The organism is Vibrio sp. 10N.222.55.C6 (assembly GCF_041473395.1).
In the GTDB taxonomy this organism is placed as follows: Bacteria; Pseudomonadota; Gammaproteobacteria; order Enterobacterales; family Vibrionaceae; genus Vibrio; species Vibrio crassostreae_C.
In genome coordinates this window covers 211,600-226,926 of sequence record NZ_JBFRSD010000013.1, presented here as the reverse complement: position 1 = coordinate 226,926, position 15,327 = coordinate 211,600, and the positions used below count along the sequence as shown (strand labels likewise).

Annotated in this window: 13 protein-coding genes; 3 read left to right on the top strand and 10 right to left on the bottom strand. The window is 43.3% G+C overall.

Annotated elements, in window-relative coordinates; genetic code table 11:
- Nucleotides 1–188: 188 nt before the first annotated feature.
- Nucleotides 189–542, top strand: coding sequence for a hypothetical protein (locus AB4486_RS11620; RefSeq protein WP_017060510.1), 354 nt, complete (start codon nt 189–191; stop codon nt 540–542).
- 215 nt (nt 543–757) lie between these two features.
- Here the strand turns inward: AB4486_RS11620 and AB4486_RS11615 are convergent, their stop codons facing one another.
- From AB4486_RS11615 to AB4486_RS11595, 5 genes are all read right to left on the bottom strand, one after another.
- On the bottom strand, nt 758–1,654 hold the full coding sequence (locus tag AB4486_RS11615) for an RNA polymerase sigma factor RpoD/SigA (RefSeq protein ID WP_229647550.1): 897 nt from the start codon (nt 1,652–1,654) through the stop codon (nt 758–760).
- 414 nt (nt 1,655–2,068) lie between these two features.
- Nucleotides 2,069–2,401, bottom strand: coding sequence for an Hpt domain-containing protein (locus AB4486_RS11610; RefSeq protein ID WP_017060508.1), 333 nt, complete (start codon nt 2,399–2,401; stop codon nt 2,069–2,071).
- On the bottom strand, nt 2,395–3,984 hold the full coding sequence (locus AB4486_RS11605; RefSeq protein WP_017064673.1) for a response regulator: 1,590 nt from the start codon (nt 3,982–3,984) through the stop codon (nt 2,395–2,397). Before AB4486_RS11605 ends, AB4486_RS11610 begins: the two co-directional genes overlap by 7 nt.
- A gap of 289 nt (nt 3,985–4,273) precedes the next feature.
- Nucleotides 4,274–5,824 carry a DHA2 family efflux MFS transporter permease subunit gene (locus tag AB4486_RS11600; protein WP_017060506.1) on the bottom strand — a complete coding sequence of 517 codons (1,551 nt, stop codon included), beginning with the start codon at nt 5,822–5,824 and terminating at the stop codon, nt 4,274–4,276.
- Nucleotides 5,825–5,827: 3 nt separating this feature from the next.
- Nucleotides 5,828–6,892, bottom strand: coding sequence for an HlyD family secretion protein (locus AB4486_RS11595; RefSeq protein WP_017072190.1), 1,065 nt, complete (start codon nt 6,890–6,892; stop codon nt 5,828–5,830).
- Between the two features lie 128 nt (nt 6,893–7,020).
- Here AB4486_RS11595 and AB4486_RS11590 point away from each other — a divergent pair, with 128 nt between their 5' ends.
- A complete protein-coding gene (locus AB4486_RS11590) occupies nt 7,021–7,932 on the top strand; it encodes a LysR family transcriptional regulator (RefSeq protein ID WP_017060504.1) in 912 nt (303 codons plus the stop codon).
- A gap of 160 nt (nt 7,933–8,092) precedes the next feature.
- Here the strand turns inward: AB4486_RS11590 and AB4486_RS11585 are convergent, their stop codons facing one another.
- The 5 genes from AB4486_RS11585 to AB4486_RS11565 form a co-directional block, all read right to left on the bottom strand.
- Complete coding sequence (locus tag AB4486_RS11585) at nt 8,093–8,950, bottom strand: polysaccharide lyase family 7 protein (RefSeq protein WP_372117232.1); 858 nt, start codon at nt 8,948–8,950, stop codon at nt 8,093–8,095.
- Nucleotides 8,951–9,197: 247 nt separating this feature from the next.
- A complete protein-coding gene (locus AB4486_RS11580; protein ID WP_372117231.1) occupies nt 9,198–11,546 on the bottom strand; it encodes a glycoside hydrolase in 2,349 nt (782 codons plus the stop codon).
- Nucleotides 11,547–11,649: 103 nt separating this feature from the next.
- Nucleotides 11,650–12,462 carry a DUF2861 family protein gene (locus tag AB4486_RS11575; protein WP_372117229.1) on the bottom strand — a complete coding sequence of 271 codons (813 nt, stop codon included), beginning with the start codon at nt 12,460–12,462 and terminating at the stop codon, nt 11,650–11,652.
- Nucleotides 12,462–13,109 carry a response regulator transcription factor gene (locus tag AB4486_RS11570; protein WP_372117227.1) on the bottom strand — a complete coding sequence of 216 codons (648 nt, stop codon included), beginning with the start codon at nt 13,107–13,109 and terminating at the stop codon, nt 12,462–12,464. Before AB4486_RS11570 ends, AB4486_RS11575 begins: the two co-directional genes overlap by 1 nt.
- The gene (locus tag AB4486_RS11565; protein ID WP_372117226.1) at nt 13,087–14,496 is read right to left on the bottom strand and encodes a DUF3404 domain-containing protein; all 1,410 of its coding nucleotides are present in this window, start codon (nt 14,494–14,496) and stop codon (nt 13,087–13,089) included. The genes AB4486_RS11570 and AB4486_RS11565 overlap by 23 nt, the downstream gene beginning before the upstream one ends.
- Before the next feature lie 243 nt (nt 14,497–14,739).
- Between AB4486_RS11565 and AB4486_RS11560 the strand changes: the two genes are divergently transcribed.
- Entirely contained in the window at nt 14,740–15,273 is a 534-nt protein-coding gene (locus AB4486_RS11560) for a YbhB/YbcL family Raf kinase inhibitor-like protein (protein WP_372117224.1), read from the top strand.
- The last annotated feature ends 54 nt before the right edge of the window (nt 15,274–15,327 follow it).

The window sequence follows — 15,327 nt, the reverse complement described above, 5'->3', positions numbered from 1 at the left end:
AGTCTGAACCGACATTTAGTCTAAACCAACAAGTGGATAGGGCAGCGTAAAGTTGCCCTCATTAAAGCCATGTAGAGTTATTGATACATGGCTTTTTTTTATTTATTTTTTTGTTTCGCTAAATAAACTTGAGAACAGGTAAATATGTCCTTAATTATTAGAAGGGTCCGTTAGACAGGAGGGACGACATGTATCGTTATGTCAGTTCACCGCAAGCGTCGAAGTACATAGTGCCACCGCCTCAACATCGAGAGTTGTCGAGTGTGGATGTGCCTGAGTCTGAATTAGAGATGCGAGAAATATTGAATAATTGGTTTGCTGATGGTTTAGCGCCCATTATTGAAAGTGACGATGACTACATCTCTGCGAGCGATCACGTTCGATTTGAAAAGCTTAGCCGCACCGTTGGGATGTTGTTGAGAAACAAAGATTATTATTTTGCGGCTAAACGGATTTTATCAGTGTGGGAACAAGATTGTCTTGAAACCACTTATATCAATTATCTCATTTTGCGCAGTGAGCGAGTCACTTCTTTAAGGTAAGTTAATGGTGTGGCATTTGTCATTTTTCATTTTTCATTTTTCATTAGGCATTAGGCATTAGGCATTAGGCATTAGCGACTTAGGGTTCGTGTGCTTACGATTTTTTTATTTTTCTAACGAATCAGCAAACAAAAAGGGCAAGCTTGGAGGCTCACCCTAAAGGTCTTTGTTTTGGCTTAACGTTATTTTCAACTAATTCTCAACTGGGCTACGACTTACACCCAACCATCAAATTTGAGTCGTTTTTGAATTCTTTCGACCGCTTCTTTCTGCATTTGTCTAACACGTTCATTAGAAACATTCACATCCAACATTTGTCCGACCTCAGACAGCGTTTTCACCTTGTTATCAAAGAAACCAAAACGGTGGATGAGCACCTTTTGTAATTTTGGAGGAAGTGTATAGATGATTTGTTCTAGAGCTTGGGTAAAGGATTGATCCTCACAATCTTGTTGAGGGTCTGGGATATATTCACTTTCGCATTGATCAAGCACCATAGGCGCATGGCTAGTTCCAACCGTTGTCGTCACGTCAATAAACCCGCTTAACGCCACCAGTTGATCGACGCGTTCGGCCTTTACACCTGAACTGTCTGATAGCTCAGAAATTGAAACCTCTTTACTCATTTTTTTGCTTGCATCGAGCTTTTTTGAGGCGAGGCTGTTTATTTCTTTACACACGTGGGCTGGCAATCGAACGGTTCGACCCGTGTTCATGAGTGCGGCTTCAATGTTTTCGCGGATCCACCAAACAGCATAGGTTGAAAAACGATAGCCTGGTTCTGGATCGTATTTGTCGATGGCCTTAATCAAGCCAATGTTGCCTTCCTCGATCAGGTCGAGCAGGGTGAAATTATTGCCTTTACGTTTTAGGTAACTCTTTGCGATTTTCACAACAAGGCGCAGGTTTGATTCGATCATTACATCACGCGCTTTTTTCTCACCCGCGCGATTCAATTTTGCGTAATACACCTCATCTTCACGCGACAGCAGATCAATGCCAACAATATCTTTCAGATAATGAGCATAAGGGTCTGCACTGGTAGAAAATGATTCGGTAATGGGTGTTTCATCCGTGAGCCCCTGAAACGCAGCAAAACTATCGTTGTTCATTTCCTTGTCCTTATCTAGCCGACTGAACGTTTTAGTTTTTTTTATTATGCCACCAAGTGATTAACGCTTGGTTTCATTAGATTGTAGATAACAATTTCTTCTTTACCAATAAATAAAATGCAATTTCGTATGTTTATGTCACAAAAAGATCTACAAATATTTAACCATTTTGCATCTCATCAAGTGTGTTGGTTTTTCGTTTAAAACATTAAGACGGATAGTTTATAAAGCATGTGTTATACATCGGTTTATCTAGATAAATGACGTGAATTTATAGGTGTGGGTTAGAACTATAATTGAGAGGAGAAATGATGAGAAAAATGTTAAGAGTCGAGGTTCAATGTTTCCAAGCACCTCAACTCTTTTAGCTGTGTCGGCTGTTAAGTATCGCCATGCACGTTTTAATTCTATCGACTAATAAGTGCTAAGAACCTCATCGATTTGCTGATTAATGATCTTCATTTCGCTGTAGATAACCGAAAGATCATCATCTTGCGGCGCAAGCTTATTGAGTGTGTTTTGTTCTACTCTTTCTAATGCAACTGTGGCCGTTTCTTCACCAAAGCTGGCTAAAATGCCTTTTAAGGTGTGCACGGTAAAATGAAGCTTGCCCCAATCTTGTTGTTGAACCAACTCTTCGATCTCTTGTAGCGAATTGCCATGGTCTTCTTGATATGTAGACAAAACGGCGTAAATGACGTCTCTGTCATTGTCTAAATAGGCGTTTAAAGCATCAAAGTCTAGCATGTGGACTCCTGTCGGCTGAATGTTGAAAATGGGCTAGGCGGCTTAGTGGAAAAACCATACCTTGATGAATCACTAATCCATTGATTCCATTTTGGAGGAAGTTCTAACTGTAAGATTTCTTCTAGATAGTCGTCGCTAAGTTTCTCATCTATATGAGCTTTATTGACGGCGTATATATAGTCAAGTTTGGCGGCAACTGAATATGGGTAACTGTGAATGTAGTCCTTTATTTCTTGGATCGAACCCAAATTTTCAATGTTTATACACGTTGAAGGGTCGACATTTTTGGACTCAAGTTGGTGATTTATGGCTTCTCCACGAGATTTGAGACATTCCACTGTTAAATGATAAAGAGAGTACTCACCAAAGTGGGCGAGCATGGGTAATAACTGAGTGAGCAAATAAGTCGGTTGGCTGTGGAAATTGTTCGCTAACAGTGTCGAAGCTCTAATCACTTTTTTGTGGGCAATCTGAGGGCTATTTTCGATGAGCAATATGCTGCTCTGAAATAGGGCAAGGCTGGCCAAAACTTGCTGCTGTTGTTTTACCGGAAGTTTCAGGTTTACCAACTCGGTGAATTGGTTGGCGTGCTCAAGCAAAATACGTTTGTACTTTAGTTGCGTCTCGCGCTGATACGTTGCTTTTAAGGAATTAAAGTGCGCACCAATGGAATGGATGACATCAATGTCAGCAGCTGAAATGTGGGTTGCATACATCTCACCTAACTTTATGATCATATGTGTGTTATCTGCGTTCTCAGCTAAGTCGATGGCCCTGATTGCACGATGGCTGATGCTGGGAGTCATCTCAAATGCACGAATCGCTAATTTAAGAGCAGGCAGCAGCATTTTATGTTTTTCATAGATACAGCTTAAGCAGTCAATCACGCTCAATGAGAGTGGCTGTGCTATTAGAAAATTGTGGAGCTTATCTATGGCTAAATTTGGCTTGCCTAAGCTGTCGAGAATCAGCGCCTCAGCCACCAATTTGGTTGGGTGCATGTTGGTTTTGGAGTTGTTAATGACGCTAGAGAGTAACTGCCATTTCTTACCTGCAATTAAATGTTCAATCAATGTCGCTTCGAACTGAACGCTAGTACCATTAGGGGAGATCGCCAAAGCTTGAGCTAATCTCTCTTGACTGGCAATGGGATACAAATCATTCAGTTGGGTGAGTTTCTTTGAAACGGACACGGCACTTTGGATCTTTTTACCCAACGTTTGAGTATTAATCGGTTTAGAAACGAAGTGGTGTGCTTCACCTGAAAGGGCGGTTAATACTGTTTCCTGACGCATATCCCCAGAGAGCAAGATTGTCGCCACCGTATGATCGATGAGGCGATTTCGATACAGAATGCCCAACAGCTCAAAGCCAGTAAAAGACTGTTCTAAGTGGTAGTCAATGAGGAGTACATGAAAAGAGTGTGTCTCGACCGCTTTAATGGCTTTTCGATAGTCGGTCGCAATAAAAATACAGTCGCGCGAAACTCCCAAACTAGCCAGTTGCTGCTTAATAAGTATTGTTGCGCTTTTAGAGTCGTCGACGATCAAAATTCGAAGGTCTGTTGGTAAGGTCAAATCCATTTTCCTTAATACCAAATGTTATTTTTTAATTTAGGTGTCAAGTTGCACATTGTCAAGGTGCCTATATCACATACAAACACTCAATAAACTATTGGTAATTAAAGAGTATTAGATAACATTTATGAAAGCCTTCAAACGCAGGTGACTTTTACCTGATTTTAGTGGGGTTATACGTGTTTTAGAAATAAAAAAGAGGCAAGCCGATAAGCTCACCTATCTGTTTTATTGTTCGAGTTTTTATTCGAAATGTTGTTCTTTGCTTGAAGTTTTATTTACCGAAACTCTAGCGTTAATCACGCATGTTTAGAATCAATACTGCCGCTAGAGCCAAGAACGCCGTCATCATTAAGAACACATCATTGTAAGCCATGATGGCTGCGTCACGTTGCATTGTGCCGAGCAAACTTGCTTGTGCTTGTTGCATCGCAGTTGCGGCATCACTTCCTGACTGAATGAAAAACGCTTGTTGTTGCTGAAGCGTCTGCCAACCAAGTTGACTCACTGAAGGTAGCGACTCCTTGATGTGTGCTAAGTGCTCACGGGTTTTGTTATCCAATAGTGTAGCGATAATCGCGATGCTGAAAGCGCCCCCTAAGTTCCGCATTACGTTGGTTAACGTTGATGCGTCTGGCGTGTCCATTTTGCTGATGTTCTTCATGGCAACCAAAGACAGCGGAACCATGATGAACGGACTACCAATAGCACGCAGAACCATAGATAAAATCAGCTGTTGCCCGCCAAAATCGATTGTCATGTGTGTATTTACGTAACAACTAAAACCGAACATCGCGAAGCCAAAGGTAACCAAGTACTTAGGCTTAATGATCTGTGTTAGCTTTGGCACAATTGGGAATATCAGAAGCTGTGGGAAACCCATCCACATTAGCACTTCACCAATTTCCATCGCGTTATATTGCTGAATTTGAGTGAGATACATCGGTAGAACATAGATAGAGCCGAGCAATGCCATTCCTAGAATCAAATAGGCGATACAAGACATCGCAAATTGCCCATCCCGCAATAGCCGCAGGTTAACCAATGGCTTCTTGTGTTGGAGTTCGTTTATCACGAAGTAAACCAAACTCACCGCCGACACGATACTCAAGCCAATAATAAAGCTCGAACTGAACCACTCTTCACGGTTACCTTCTTCTAACACCACTTCCAAACAACCTAGCCCTAATGCCATGGTGGCGATACCAAACCAATCGGCTTTTTTCAGCGTGCCAAGGTCGAGCTTTTCATCGTCCAAGCCATATCGGATCATGGTGATCACAAGCAAAGCTGGCGGAATATTGATGTAGAAAATATAGTGCCACGAGAAGTTCTCCGTCAGCCAGCCACCAAAGGTAGGGCCAATCGATGGAGCAAAGGTCGCGGTTACACCAAACAGTGCCATACCCACAGCACGCTTGTTGACCGGCAATAACTGAATCACCAGCGAGAAAGCAAGCGGGATTAGAGCACCACCACTGAAGCCTTGCATCGCGCGGAAAACGATCATCGAGGTCATGTTCCAAGAGAACGAACACAACAAAGATGAAATGGTGAAAATGGCTGTCGTCCACGTGATATAACGGCGTTTACCGAGCGCTTTAGAAAGCCAACCACTGAGTGGGATAGCGATCATCTCTGCGACTAGGTAAGACGTAGAGATCCACGAGCTTTCATCCAAGGTGGCTGATAGCGCACCTTGAATATCTTTGAGAGACGAGTTGGTGATCTGAATATCCAAGATCGCCATAAACGCGCCAATCAAGCCGCCAAATAGGGCGATCCAATGGCGTCTCGAAACCTCGTCATCATCATTTGTTTGGGTGACAACACCAGCGTTACTCATGGTCTAGCCTCGTTTATCGATGGTCGCTACCACAGACAAACCAGGAAGCAGTCGACCTTTCAACTCTTGCTGATCTGGAATAGTAATTTTAACCGGTACACGTTGAACGATTTTAGTGAAGTTACCGGTCGCGTTTTCTGGTGGTAGGAGCGCAAATTTAGCGCCAGTCGCAGGGGAGAAACTGTCTACCACACCTTCAAGAGGCTGCCCCGGGAACGCATCCAGCTCTACTTCAACCGTCTGACCTTTGTGAATACCACTTAGCTGTGTCTCTTTGAAGTTGGCTTCAATCCACACTTGGTTGTTTGGTACCAAGCTCATCAGTGGTGCGCCTGCTTGAATCAGCAAGCCTTCACGTACGCTGCGTTTACCAATCACGCCATCTGCTGGCGCGTAAATTTTGGTGTAATCAAGGTTAAGCTGTGCTTGATCTCTCTGGGCTTGAGCTTCGGTCACGGATGCATTTGCTTGCTCAATCTCACTAGCGATAACGGTTAATTGGTCATTGGTTGCAACGAGGTTTGCTTTTGCTTCTTCTAAATCTGCCTGAGTTACTTTTTGTTGTGCAACCATGCTATCGACTTCATCTTGAGACGCGTAGTTACGCTTTAGTAAGCTACGAGAACGTACCACTTGTTGAATCGCGCGTTCGTATTCAGCTTGTGCAGAATCAACGCGGCTTTCTGCTTGATTGATCTTGCTACGTTGTAACGTTTGTTGTGCCACTAGATTTTTGACGTCTGATTGCACGACGCTTAAATGGGCGTTTGCTTGAGCGAGTGCTGACTGGTAATCACGGTCATCGATTTGAACCAGCAAATCACCTTCTTTAACCGATTGGTTATCACTCACATAAGACTTAACAATATAGCCAGAGACCTTAGGGCTAATATTCGTGATGTCGCCTTGTAGGTAGGCATTGTCGGTAGATTCAAAGTACTGGCCATAGCCGTACCAGTATCCAGCACCGGCTAAACCCAATGACAGCATGATCGCAGTAGCAATAAGCGGAGCTTTTTTACGTTTTTTTGTGCTTACTGTTTGCGAAGCGTTGTTGTTCTCTGTCATTTTTTCTTTCTCATTTTGTTTTTATTTAGATGTAACGAATTGTAAATGAATTCGATTGATTGATAAGATAGGAAAAAAGGGAAACACTGTTGCAAAAATCTAACTAATGGCGCTTTGGGAGAAGTACGATGGACTTAAATGCTGTGACTGTTTTTACACAAGTTGTTGATTGTGGGAGTTTCACGCACGCAGCTGAAGCATTGAACATGACCAAGTCGACCGTCAGCCGAAAGCTAGACGAGCTGGAACAGCATCTAGGTGTGAGGTTGATCACTCGTTCGACACGAAGTTTAGTCTTAACGCCAGAGGGTGAGCGCTTTTATCAGTCGAGCATGCAGATGCAAGAGATCATGAACCAAGCTGAGCTAGAGGTTTCAGCCAATCAGGATTTGATCCGAGGGCAGTTAAATGTTGTGTTGCCTGTCGAATTGGGGCATCAAGTATTAGCTAAATACATCCACAGCTTCCTAAAAGAGCACCCAAACGTGACTTTGAACTTAGAACTGTCGAATCGAGAAGTCGACATCATTGCGGAGGGGATCGATCTTTACGCACAAATTGGTGAGCTAGTGGACTCGAGCTTGGTTTCTCGCTACCTCACAACATCAAAGCGTGTATTGGCAGCCAGCCCTGAGTATTTAGAGCAGTTCGATGACGTCTCTTCACCCGATGATCTTGAACCGCCATTCAGAATGATTGAGGTGGTGAACAAGGCCGCGCGTCTACCCAAGTGGCATTTACAATTAGAAGGCGGAGAGTCGATTTTGATCGATCTACCGTGTCAGTTGCGGGTGAATACCATCACGGCATGCCTAACAGCGTGTGTGGATGGGCTCGGCTTGGCGGTGCTTCCTGAATTCATTTGTCGGGAACACTTTAAGACAGGTAAGCTGATTCGTCTGTTACCTGAATATGAGATGCCGGAAGTTTCAGTAAGCCTAGTGTATGCAGACAGGCAGTTGATGCCGAAACGTAAGAAGGTCTTTATCGACTATCTACTGACTGCTTTTCAAAATAGAGCCAATCAAATAACGAAATAAAGGCATATTGTATTGGGAGCAACAGAAGGAATCGGCTGCCTAACTGTTGATTAGTTGTAATTCATTGACAATGACCAATAACATTGAAAAGAGAAAAACGAACTTGTTAACAAGTTCGTTTTTTTCTGATTGCTAATGTAGTTGTAGGCTAAGTACCGAACTAGCTCTTTTTCTCTTTGTACTCTAGCTTGTAGAAGTGAGCTTCACTTTGTCCATTCGTAAATTGGTTGTATACGCCAGCTTTGAAGTAGCTTAATAGGTGACGCCAGTAGTCAATATCCTGCTCAACTTTACGTTCACCGTTTACGTCAACAATAAGTTTCTTATCACCCACGATTAAATCAAATGCTGTTGGTTTGCCTTGTGGTGCTTTGCCTAAATCATATTGAGAATATGCTACGTCTGATTTGCACATTTCCTTGTCTTGGTTTTTCTTGCCGAACGATCCTTTACAAATTACAGCGTTGTTTTTAATGATTGCCCAGAAATGCCCTTCAATACCATTATTGTCACGTTTCCATACAACACGAAGCAAAGGGTGAGGGACATTGTGAGTACCAAGATCATCTAAGCCTTTGTTATGTACTTGTAGGAATGTAATCTCGTCTTGCTTAGAGTCTGAGTTCTTCATCGACTCTTCAGGTTTTATGATCTCCACCTCCGAACTTAATGTGTATGTTTCATTTGTTAAGTCTGTGCGGAAGTTTTCCTGAACGCGTAGCTCGTTGCGCAGGTGGTCATTCTTCATGGTAAAGACTAGCGCTTCACTTTCTTTGTCGACATAGAAGTTGTTGTTCACAATGCCGTCGTAGTTATTATCGAGCGCAAAATAGTCTTTGTTGCCTTTCTTTCCGTTTGGATCTGAAATTTGAAGTTCAGAAACTGACAAAACATTTTGGTATTGAGAGTAATTAGAAGGTTCGCCTAAAGCTCCTTCTGGATTCGAAAACTGAACATTAGCGATTGCCGAAGAAGAAAAGGCAAGAAGGGCACAGCAAGTGAGTAGGGTCTTTTTCATCAAAAATATCTCTTTTGTATTATTATCATTCAATATAAGCATTGATATCACTTTTGAGATTTATGTGAAAACATCTGTGTTTGAAATTGTGGTCGGCACCCAATTTTCTTGTACAAAAATAGAGAGAATTAGGTGTCGATTGGGATTGGTACCTGAGTGTCAAAGGTGTGGATTTTTGCTCGTTAACAACACTACCTGCTAACCCGTAATAGTGAATAAGGTGAGGCTTAAAAACGGCACGTTCAAACTAGTTAGGCTCTGATTTCCACTCTAACGTTTGTCCGTTGCTCAATACGGCTTTTATAGCGCTCGGCGAGACTTTAAGGCCTCTCTGATGAAAGGTTTGATCTGAAAAATTGGCAATGATCTTACTTCCGTCACTGAACTTCGTTTGTTGAACATCGCCGTTCTTAACTAACCATTCGAAATCGACCAACTGTTTATCCCATAACTGTTCGTGCATTGGTTCAAAGCCATCTTGATAGTGTTTGAGTGCTTTGATTCTCTGGCTTGAACTTGATAAAGCTTCATCTCTGGTCAAGTGAACCATCGGTGGTGTGTTGTATAGCATGGCGGTTAAGTCACGTTCTGCTTGTACATTAGTGAACTTGAGGCTGTCTGAATGCCAATGGTGCGTATTGATTACTTCATCATGGAAAACGGCTTGGTAAAGTGGAATTCGATATTGTGGCGAAAACAGTAGCGACTTATAGGGCTCTTTAACCTCGGCCGGCTTAAAGAAGAAGTCAGGCTTGTGGTCTGGGTACCAACGACCTAAGTAATAGGGAGATTGGCGGTTCTCTTTCATGTCTTTGTCTGTCCAACCAAAACCAACCGTTTCTAAGCCGTGTGCAAACGCGATGCCTTTTGTTGTTAGGCTGTTGCCGTCTTCAGAGCCTAATACTAACGAAGGTTGCTCGCTAAGCCACTTCATTCGGTTGTTGAACGCAGAAAGCATGTCTGATTCGTCGTTTGTATTGCCATTACTGTCTATAGAGACGCGGTAATCTTCACGTGCCATGGCGGTTGCATCAACATCTAAGAACAAGCTGTTGAAGTTGCCGAATCTCATAATGTCTTGAGCACGCTGTTTTACGTATTCTAAATGGCAGTTCGGGTTTAAGTAAAAGCCGTTTCCACGAAATCCTTTTTTCAAACTCCCATCCGCTAGTTCAATCGCACAACTTTGACGCATCGGCTCTGGTAATTGAGCGGTTAGCCAGTTGTCATTGAGCTTCGCAGGAATTGCGGTGTTGTAGGAATCGTAAGTACCGACCAGATATCCGGACTGTTTTGCCAGACCCACAGCGTTAGGTTGATAGAATGCTGGCATCCAATTGTCGAATCCTAGCCACAGTTTTTTTAAACCTGCCTTATTTAGATTAGCGACCATGTCTGAAGACAACGCTTGTCCCCAAGTATCTGACGAGTTTAGGTACGGGGAAGCGTGCTTTAGCAACCAGTTCTTCTTATCCTGTGCTGCTTTGTATTGCGCTTTAATCGTGTTGTCTTCGAGTGTCGGATTACCAACAGGATATAACACCTGCAATGACTGGATAATAGAGTCCAACAATAGTTGTTTGTGATACTGACTGAACCAACCTTTACCCTTAGATAGTGACGACAGTTCTCTTTTCGCTTCCGCAGAAACGCTTAGTTTAGAGCCCTCTAGATACCATGTTTTCAATCCCCACCAGTCACTCACATCTTGGATGCTTAATGGGTCTTTGCCAAATAGGTAAACGTGGCTCGCGCCGATCAACTTAGTCACATCTGGATTGCGCTTTTGCTTTGCTACAAGCGTATCAGACTGGTCATTATTGATGCGCCAATCTCGGTATTGTTTGGCACCATCTAACCACGAGTCTCCGAGGGTGATACGAACAAGAAAAGGTTGTGACTGATTGAGCATCGTAAATTGGTGTGCTGCCTTCATATCAATTTTGGTTTTTGTATTTGAGGAAGCATTAGAGGATGCATCTGGAAAGAGCAGTTGATTGTTGGTTGCATTAACCATTTGATAGCTAATGAAATGATTGTTTTGCTGTACTGTCCAAAAAGGCATCTTCAAGTCTTGAGTAGTGTTACTTCCAGAATGGTTACCGACGAGATAACTTGCCCAAAGCTTGTTGTCAGTAGGCACGCGCATACCTTCACTAAACGGAAGAAATAGTGTCTGAGTTTGTTGTTCGGCAAGATCAAACCACGCCAATTCGATGGGTTTGTTTCGTTTCACCTGTATATTTGAAGGTAAGCTGAACTGAAAAGTGAGCTGGTCTTGATTAAGCTCTGCCTTAACGTTTATTCCACTGGGTACTAAGGTCCAAGTGGCGATTTTTGCTGAGTCAGCTTTATCGGAAAAGCCAATGACCAGATTGGTCGCTTTCTGTGGTTGGCTATCAACGGTGAGAGCAGCACTGTTAACGCTTAAGCCGTTCCAATCGACCTCTAAAGTATTCGATGAGGTAGCGACGGTATTGTTGTTACTGGTGAGCGTTATTTGGCTCGCTTGTGCGTTGGATGAAAACAGACAAGCTGTTGTTAAAGCCACAATGGCAAAATTAGAAAGATTGAGTGGGTGACGTACGCTGAGCATATTTAGATTCCGTAAAGGGTAACTACGGTTATTACACCTAAGTAGCGCTAGTGCTTTGTCACCTATATGTCTCTATTTTCTGTTTGGCTTTAGTGGTTTTCCATTAGAAAGGCACGGCGACGCGCTGCACATATTGGACTTCAATAGCGCCTTGGTATTCAAACATTTCAACCGAAGCACTCAAGTGCTTGGCTTTGGTTCCAAGTGGACTTTCTGTGGGAACGGGTGCTTGCGCTGTTTTGATTGGCACTTTGTAACCCAGAAGGTTGTAGTTTTCATCAAACCATTGCCAACTCACGTTAGCGTCGGGGCAGTTGTCGATCACCTTTGGAGGCGAGAGCACGATATGTGGTTCGCTGAGTTTACTTTCGAGCGTCAGCCATCGATTACTGTTATTTAAAGCGACAATAATAGGGTAGTGATTTGAACCTATCTTTAGTTGATAAACACCAGATTCGGGTTTGATGAACATTTCATTGGTTTCAATCTCTTGATACTCATTATTGGAAGCGAGTTGCCCATCGAGAAGGACTTTACCTTTAGGCGATACCAAAGAAAGAGTTTGAGTTTCTGAGCCTTTGCTGAGTTGCTCGGCAGAGACTTTGATTTGATAACCGTGCGATGACAGGCCGTAGCGTCGAATGAAGCTAACTTGAATGTGATGTTTCGTCTCAGTGTCTTGTCTTAGTGAAGTTCCGCATTGAGTTTGGCTCAGTATCTCTTGTTTAACTGGCAACCAAAGCTCACTATCAAGTGTTTGTTGATTGAGTGCGATTTGAAGCTCTTGCCACGCGACTTGAGGTTGTTCATCAAGCAGAGATTGATACGTATGTTGTAATGGCGTGTTGGTAAACCAAGCGGCGTGACACGCAAACGGCAAAGCGCAGATCAATGCGATTAACGAAGTGACTCTCATTATGATTCCCCAGCTAAGCGGTAACCAACGCCGCGATGTGTTTCGATCTTTAGGGTTGGCAGCTTCTGGCGCAAGCGCAGTATGTGATTATCCACGGTTCGGGTACTTGGAAAGGCTTGATAACCCCAAATATTATTGAGTAACTCATCACGATGAAACACACGACTTTGGTTCTGAACAAACAAGACCAATAACTGGAACTCTTTAGGTTTTAACGTGATCGGGCTTTCATCCAAATAAGCGATTCGTTCAGACAAGCGGACTTCAATGTTGGCGTAATTTAGTTGGCTCACACCTAACGGACGTAGCTGGGTAATGACTCGAGCGAGTAATTCGTCGTTCGAAAATGGTTTAGTCACATAGTCTTTGGCACCCGCCATTAAACCTTCAACACGTTGTTGAACTTCTACTTTAGCGGTCAACACAATCACAGGCAGCGCTTTGAGGAGCAACCAGTTTGGAAGGTGTTGCAAGCTGTCCCCATCTTCAAGCTGTCGATCCAGTATCACAAGATCGGCTCGAAACCATTTCTTACTGGCATTCTCTGAATCCTTCGCCCAAAGGCATTGGTAACCATTGGATTCAAAGAAGCTGACGAGGCCTTGTCCAAGCAGTTGGTCGTCTTCAATCAGCAGTAGGGTGTTCATAAGCAATTTCCAAAATACATCGGGTTGGGTTACGAAGAATAATGAGGCGGCCATTCGCTTGCTTCATCAAGTGCTCGACAATAGTCAGGCCAATGCCCATGTTATCCAGTTCGTGCGTTTCACTTGGCGTGACACCAGACATGAGCCGTTGTATCGGTGAAGGGAAGTGCCCCTCGTCTTGTACCTCAATCGTCAGCTTGTCACCGAGTTCGACCTTTACCAAAACCTCACCTTTACCATGTTGTTTGGCATTCTTGATTAGATTATCCAAGCAGATGGTTAGCCAGTAATAGGGAAGGTTCAGTTCAACTTCACGCGCTTCACATTGATAAGAAATATTGTGCTTTTCACAGACATGATCGAGCCACTCTTCTAATGAAGCGTTTTGCTTCAACAAAGGCTCTGACTGATCCGAACTTAGGTACACTTTGCTGTTTTCGGTGAGCTGAGAAAGCCTTTGATAGTCAGATATTAAACGCCAAACCGCACTTTGAGTTTCATCAGAAAAGTCATCGTAGCGATTTCTAAACATTTCGACGGTTAAGCCTAGGCTAGTAATAGGCGTGCGCAGTTCATGAGTAAGAAGCTGTAAAACGAACTGCCTCTCTTTTCGTTGTTTTGTTCTTAGGTATAAGACTCTAGCGAGCCCGGAAAGCAACGTTAGCAGCAATGTAAAGATCAAGGTTTTCATGATCAGATTGTCATTGCTAGGCTCGTTTAAGCACACGTTACTGTAACGAAAAGTACAGGTTTCACCTGCCAAAGATACCTCTTGTTGCTCTGCGATAGGTTGCCAAACATCTAAGGGAGTGGCTTTCCAGCCTTGCTCGCCACTTAACCAAAGCACATCATCTTGTTGCCAAGCTCGGTATCCACTGAGCAGTGCTTCTCTGCCTTGTGCACTTAGGTTTTCTAGCTTGCTATATAAAGGGTGCTGAGGGTTGGTAAGACTCAAAAATGGGCGTATCTGCTCGGTCACATCTGGGTAAGCGGCTAAATAACGATCAGCAAAACTGCCACCTGCAGGGTGTCGTTTGGAGTGTGCTGCAAACCAAATGGAATCCAATGCTTGTTGCTGACACAAAGCGAGCTCAAACTCGATAGCATCATCTAATGTAGGGTTATTGCTTTCAATCGCTCGGCAGTGATCTTGTATTGACGCTAACGCTGCGATGTCGTCCCAACTGAATTGGTTGAAATCAGGATAGCGGCTACGTTCATGAAGCAGAACTTTCGGATACTGAGCCAACTCTTGTTGAGATACTAGGATTGGGGATGATTGCCAGCTCAGTTGATACAGGGTTTGCCACTTGTCTTGCAAACTTTGGGCATTGGCTAGAGTTGGGAGCCAAAAGATCAAGCCAAGGGCTAATGTAAACCTGCGCATCCAATCATTCTCGTTAAAAGTCGTGGGGCGAGTCTAAAGAGTTTTGGACGTGATTTGTAACCTGAATGTCAACAAGTGTTCCTTTAACAACAAATTGTCGAGTGGGTCATGTTTTAAAATAATAAATTAAAAATACAGTAAGTATCATTTGAATGGATTAAACTAGATAATTGTGTACTTATTGTCATTGTTGGGCGGATGGAGGGGACTATACTGGGCTCATACCTAATCAGAGGAACCACCATGAAAACACTCATTAAATCAGTATTGGCACTTAGTATCTTAACAGCTGGCTCGGCTCAGGCATTCGAATTAACGAGTAATGATATTCAAGAAGGTCACCCAATGGCGAAGACGTTTGAATATTCAAGTTGGGGTTGTGACGGCGAGAACTTGTCACCGCAGTTGATGTGGAAAGATGCTCCAGCAGGAACCAAAAGCTTTGCAATCACGGCTTATGATCCAGATGCTCCGACTGAAAGTGGTTTCTGGCACTGGGTCGTGTTTGATATTCCAGCAACAGTGAGCGAGCTACCTCGCGGTGTCGATATCTCTAAAGTGGGTGGCAAAGAAGGCCGCATCGATTATGGAACGGTAGGTTTCGGTGGCGCTTGTCCTCCAGAAAAAGATGGTATGCACCGTTATCAATTCACGGTTTGGGCATTACCAACGGACAAACTTAACCTAGACGAAAACACGCCGTCGGCTGTAGTTGGGTTCACGTTGAACAGCATGGCTTTAGATAAAGCGAAACTGACTACAACTTACACACGTTAATAGCTTATGTACGTTAAAAGCTTATACACGTACATAATAAGTAAACAAGGGAGA

Bases quoted from the DNA above. Each gene is read 5' to 3' on its own strand.
- AB4486_RS11620 (WP_017060510.1), top strand. From the start codon at position 189: ATGTATCGTTATGTCAGTTCACCGCAAGCGTCGAAGTACATAGTGCCA.
- AB4486_RS11615 (WP_229647550.1), bottom strand. From the start codon at position 1,654: ATGAACAACGATAGTTTTGCTGCGTTTCAGGGGCTCACGGATGAAACA.
- AB4486_RS11610 (WP_017060508.1), bottom strand. From the start codon at position 2,401: ATGCTAGACTTTGATGCTTTAAACGCCTATTTAGACAATGACAGAGAC.
- AB4486_RS11605 (WP_017064673.1), bottom strand. From the start codon at position 3,984: ATGGATTTGACCTTACCAACAGACCTTCGAATTTTGATCGTCGACGAC.
- AB4486_RS11600 (WP_017060506.1), bottom strand. From the start codon at position 5,824: ATGAGTAACGCTGGTGTTGTCACCCAAACAAATGATGATGACGAGGTT.
- AB4486_RS11595 (WP_017072190.1), bottom strand. From the start codon at position 6,892: ATGACAGAGAACAACAACGCTTCGCAAACAGTAAGCACAAAAAAACGT.
- AB4486_RS11590 (WP_017060504.1), top strand. From the start codon at position 7,021: ATGGACTTAAATGCTGTGACTGTTTTTACACAAGTTGTTGATTGTGGG.
- AB4486_RS11585 (WP_372117232.1), bottom strand. From the start codon at position 8,950: ATGAAAAAGACCCTACTCACTTGCTGTGCCCTTCTTGCCTTTTCTTCT.
- AB4486_RS11580 (WP_372117231.1), bottom strand. From the start codon at position 11,546: ATGCTCAGCGTACGTCACCCACTCAATCTTTCTAATTTTGCCATTGTG.
- AB4486_RS11575 (WP_372117229.1), bottom strand. From the start codon at position 12,462: ATGAGAGTCACTTCGTTAATCGCATTGATCTGCGCTTTGCCGTTTGCG.
- AB4486_RS11570 (WP_372117227.1), bottom strand. From the start codon at position 13,109: ATGAACACCCTACTGCTGATTGAAGACGACCAACTGCTTGGACAAGGC.
- AB4486_RS11565 (WP_372117226.1), bottom strand. From the start codon at position 14,496: ATGCGCAGGTTTACATTAGCCCTTGGCTTGATCTTTTGGCTCCCAACT.
- AB4486_RS11560 (WP_372117224.1), top strand. From the start codon at position 14,740: ATGAAAACACTCATTAAATCAGTATTGGCACTTAGTATCTTAACAGCT.